Origin of the sequence: Archangium sp., assembly GCF_036389735.1 — a bacterium.
Classification (GTDB): Bacteria; Myxococcota; Myxococcia; order Myxococcales; family Myxococcaceae; genus Archangium.
In genome coordinates this window covers 1-4,705 of sequence record NZ_DASVWK010000654.1, presented here as the reverse complement: position 1 = coordinate 4,705, position 4,705 = coordinate 1, and the positions used below count along the sequence as shown (strand labels likewise).

3 protein-coding genes and 1 pseudogene are annotated in these 4,705 nt (G+C 62.3%); 3 read left to right on the top strand and 1 reads right to left on the bottom strand.

All coding sequences use genetic code 11. The annotated features are described in order from the left end of the window. On the bottom strand, nucleotides 1-1,543 hold a 1,543-nt coding region (locus VF794_RS22960), incomplete at its 3' end, for a methyltransferase domain-containing protein (RefSeq protein WP_331113828.1). A 107-nt stretch (nucleotides 1,544-1,650) separates the two neighbouring features. Between VF794_RS22960 and VF794_RS22955 the strand changes: the two genes are divergently transcribed. From VF794_RS22955 to VF794_RS22945, 3 genes and pseudogenes are all read left to right on the top strand, one after another. Further along, entirely contained in the window at nucleotides 1,651-3,189 is a 1,539-nt protein-coding gene (locus VF794_RS22955; RefSeq protein WP_331113826.1) for a class I SAM-dependent DNA methyltransferase, read from the top strand. Continuing rightward, nucleotides 3,186-4,367 carry a restriction endonuclease subunit S gene (locus tag VF794_RS22950; RefSeq protein WP_331113825.1) on the top strand — a complete coding sequence of 394 codons (1,182 nt, stop codon included), beginning with the start codon at nucleotides 3,186-3,188 and terminating at the stop codon, nucleotides 4,365-4,367. The genes VF794_RS22955 and VF794_RS22950 overlap by 4 nt, the downstream gene beginning before the upstream one ends. Before the next feature lies 1 nt (nucleotide 4,368). Further along, nucleotides 4,369-4,705: pseudogene (locus tag VF794_RS22945) on the top strand (hypothetical protein); the annotation flags it as partial.

Here is a 4,705-nt window from a genome sequence, read left to right as displayed (position 1 = left end):
GGTGACGCAGCAGTCGGTGGATGTTGATCTCCAGCCGCGCGTCCACCATGCCGCCCACGTGGCAGGCGCGGAGCACCTGGCGCGCATCCAGCTCGCGCACCGAGCCCGCGCTGGTGAACGGACCATAATCCGGTGCGGGCAGCCCGGTGCTCGGCGCCACCTCCACGAGGTACGCGGACACGCGCTCGCTCACGCCACCGGGCGAGGTGAAGTAGTGCGCCGGCTCGCTCAGCGCACGGAGACTCTCGGCGGGGAGACCGGCCCGCTCGTGGAGGATGCGCGCGATGGCCTTGTCCGGGGCCTCGCCCGCCTGGGTGATGGCGGCGAGGGGCTCGGTGACGTAGCCCGAGAGCGTCGCGCCTCCGAGGTTCGGGTGGTCCGCGCACGCGTTGACGATGGGCCGGGGAAAGCCCTTCTTGGCGAGCACGAACACCTGTCCCTCGTTTCGGAACCAGGGCAGCAGGTCCAGCGTGCGCCCCGGGCGCTCCACCAGCTCGAAGACGCGGCCACTCTCCTCGTGGCGCCAGGCGGTGAGGAAGAGGAAGTGCGGCGAGGTGAGGGGCGCGCTGTGCTCCTCGCGCAGCTGAACGCCCGCGCCGGGGGGGACCTTCTCGCCCACGATGAGGTAGTTGGTGGGCGGGAACGGCAGCGCCTTGCCGTCGAGGTCGCTCAAGTGGAAGCGACCCTCGTAGCGGTTGGCGACAATCCAGGGGTTGCGGATGGGCATCGAGCTGACGATGCGCAGCCCGCGGCGGCGGAAGGCGGCCTCGAACCGGGCCTGGGAGAAGTAGGTGTACTCCTCGAGCAGTTCCACGTCCCAGTCGGTGCGGTAGTCCTTGCGGAGGACGAACTCGTTGGCGGCGCGCAGGGCGAGCCGGTAGCGGACATGGCCCGCGTGAGGCGAGGCGAGCCGCGTGTACGGCACCGGGCCCTCGCGGTTGACGCTACAGCGGAAGTCGCGGGCGAAGCGCTCGAAGAGCGCGGCGGTGGACAAGCCGGTCACGGGGCCCTCGGCGGCCCCATCCGTCTCGGGCAGGTCGAGGTGTACCTCCTCGGGCCCGTCCGGGATGACGAAGTCCCGGATGATGATGACGCCACCGGTGCGCAGTGCGCGCACCTGATTGTCCAGACATTGCTCCAGGCGGGCGAGTGAGAAGTCATTGAAGCTGGTGACGTGGTGGAGCACCGACGAGTCGAGCACCCCGTCAAGCGACTCGGGTTCGAAGACAGGGTCGGCGATGTCACCCACGACGTAGCGGAGGTTGGCGCGCTGGTAGGAGCCGGTGGCCCGCTCGACGGACACGGGGTTGATGTCCACGCCCACCAGCTCCAGGCCCCCGTAGAGGCACGCCAGGTCATAGGTGCCACGGCCCGAGCCGCTGCCCATGTCCGCCACCCGGCCGCGCGAGGGGAAGTGCGCGGTGGTGAGGGCGACCTTCTGCTGCATGGAGGCATCCATGCCCGCGTAGTAGGTCGCGTAGTGGTCCGCGTCGCCGCGGTGCTGGGCCGCGTACGCCTCCGCCGTGCTCGTCGTCTTCGCCATGGAGGCACCACTCTACCGCGCCAGGGGTGAGCGCCGCGACCTTGGCACCCAGAGCGGAGTGTGGCAGACGGGCCCCTGGCCCACATCCGCGTCAGGAGTCCACTCCCTTGCTCACCGGCGAACTTCGCAACCAGATCGACCGCATCTGGGACACCTTCTGGTCCAGCGGCATCTCCAATCCGCTCGAGGTCATCGAGCAGATCACCTACCTGCTCTTCCTGCGCCGCTTGGATGACCTGCATACGCTGGAGGAGAACAAGGCCAACCGTCTCAAGCGCCCCATCGAGCGCCGCGTCTTCCCTCATGGCAAGGACTCGAAGGGCCGCTCCTACGAAGACCTGCGTTGGTCACGCTTCAAGCACTTCAAGGCCACCGAGATGTTCACCGTGATCGGCGAGCACGTCTTCCCCTTCCTGCGCACCCTGGGGGGCGACGACTCCACCTACGCCCATCACATGAAGGACGCGCGCTTCACCGTTCCCACCCCCGCGCTGCTGGCCAAGGTGGTGGACCAGTTGGATCAGGTGCCGATGGAGGATCGCGACACCAAGGGCGACCTCTACGAGTACATGCTCGGCAAGATCGCTACCGCCGGGCAGAACGGCCAGTTCCGCACCCCGCGCCACATCATCCAGCTAATGGTCGAACTGACCGCGCCCATCCCCGGGGACGTCATCTGCGACCCCGCCAGCGGCACCTGCGGCTTCCTCGTGGCCGCCAGTGAATACCTGCGCAAGCACAACCCCGAGGTCCTCCGCGACACGAAGCTCAAGCAGCACTTCCACCAGCGGATGTTCCATGGGTTCGACTTCGACAACACTATGCTCCGCATCGGCAGCATGAACATGCTGCTGCACGGCGTGGAGAATCCCGATGTCCGCTATCGCGACTCCCTCGCGCAGGACCACGCAGGAGAGGAGGAGAAATACACCCTCGTCCTCGCCAACCCACCGTTCGCGGGATCTCTGGACTACGAGAACACCGCCAAGGACTTGCTGGAAATCGTCAAGACGAAGAAGACCGAACTGCTCTTCCTCGCCCTCTTCCTACGTCTCCTGAAACCCGGTGGTCGTGCGGCCGTCATCGTTCCCGACGGGGTGCTGTTCGGCTCGTCAAAGGCACACAAGGAGTTGCGCAAGACCCTAGTGGAGGAGCAGAAACTGGAGGGCGTGATTTCGCTCCCCAGCGGCGTGTTCAAGCCCTACGCCGGTGTCTCCACCGGCATCCTGCTCTTCACCAAGACGAACTCCGGCGGCACCGACCATGTATGGTTCTACAACGTGGACGCCGACGGTTGGAGCCTTGACGACAAACGCATGCCGCTCCTCCCCGAGGAAAAACTCGGCCCCACGCTCCAAATCGCTCTTACCGACAAGGAACACGCCAGGAACAATCTGCCTGATGTGCTCAGTCGCTGGAAAGTGCGCGAGACCGCCGAGCGACAGCGTCCACGCACAGCGCAGAGTTTCTGCGTGCCCAAGGCCGACATCGTAGCACAAGGCCACGATCTCAGCATCAAACGCTACAAAGAGGTGGTGCACGAAGAGGTGAACCACGATCCTCCAAAGAAAATTCTCGCCAACCTCGCCAAGTTGGAAGTGGAGATTCAGCAAGGAATGAAGGAACTCGAAGGGATGCTGAGATGAGCGCACTTCGCGTCAAAGTGGGTGAACTTTGTGAGCAGATCCGAGGTGTCACCTACGAAAAACAGGACGTCTCAATGACTCTGCAACCCGGCTACCTGCCCGTGCTTCGCGCAAACAACATCACGAACGATGGCCTGATTTTTGACGACCTCGTGTTCGTTCCTGTCGAGAGAGTCGCCGAAAAACAACGGATTCGCCGACATGATGTTGTCGTGGCCGCATCGAGTGGAAGCATCGACGTTGTGGGCAAAGCTGCACCTGCATTAACCGATTTTGCAGGAACCTTCGGGGCCTTCTGCAAAGTGCTGCGCCCCAATGCGAAAGTCCATCCCGGCTACTTCGCGCACTTCTTCAAGACACGGCATTATCGACAGCGTGTCTCGGCACTCGCCGCTGGGGCAAACATCAACAACTTACGCAACGAGCACCTAGATGAGATGGAGATTCCCCTCCCGCCCTTGGCGGAGCAGCGACGGACTGTGGAACTGCTAGACCGAGCGGAAGCACTGCGCGTGAAGCGCCGAGTTGCCCTCGCTCAACTTGACGTCCTCACTCAATCCCTCTTCTACGATCTCTTCGGCGATACAGCCCAAAACGACCGAAATTGGCCGACAGCACGAATGGGCGACCTAATGCAGATTCGTCGCGGCGGTTCACCAAGGCCCATCGAAAAATACCTTGGTGGCGACATCAACTGGATCAAGATTGGCGACGGAACTCGAGGCTCAGACATATACCTCGAAAGCAGTGTTGACAAGATCACTCGTGACGGCCTGAACAAGACCGTATTTCTAAAAAAAGGCAGCCTGATCTTCGCAAACTGCGGAGTAAGCTTGGGGTTTGCGCGAATTCTGAAAATCGATGGCTGCATCCACGATGGTTGGCTGTCTTTTGAAGACATTCCCGAAGGCAAGCTCGACAAGCTTTTTCTATTGAAGGCACTCAACGCGGTCACTGAATACTTCCGAGCCACTGCGCCTGCGGGTACTCAGCCAAACTTAAATACCGGGTTGATGAAAAACTTCCGGATCATTCTTCCCCCCATCAACCTGCAGCTTGAGTTCGCTCGTCGTGTGGTTGCAGTGGAGAAGTTGAAGGAAGCGCACCGCGCCTCTCTTGCGGAAATGGACGCACTCTTCGCAACCCTCCAACATCGCGCCTTCCAGGGAGAGTTGTGACGTGGGCTACTTCGTCTCCTCCAGCCTCATTCTAATCGCGGCCATAGCGGTGGCCAGCACCGGATGCGCCCACACGCAACGACCCGAGGACCGAATCCATGTCGTTTCCGAAGACGCGAGTGGAGTCGGTACCGCACTCGGAAGTGGTGGAGCAGGCGGCCACGATTGCCAAGAAGAACATGACGAGTGCATGAAGCTGTGTTGGAAGAAACGCTATCCGTGGCCTCACACCGAAGATCAAGCAGGCTGGTATTACAAACGCTGCACCTCGGACTGTAGAGCGCAGTACAGCGAATGCGTGAAGGAGCAGGAAGAAGCAGCGCGGGAGAAAAACAAGA

Excerpts from the sequence above, each read along its gene's own strand:
- VF794_RS22950 (WP_331113825.1), top strand. The coding sequence starts at position 3,186 with ATGAGCGCACTTCGCGTCAAAGTGGGTGAACTTTGTGAGCAGATCCGA.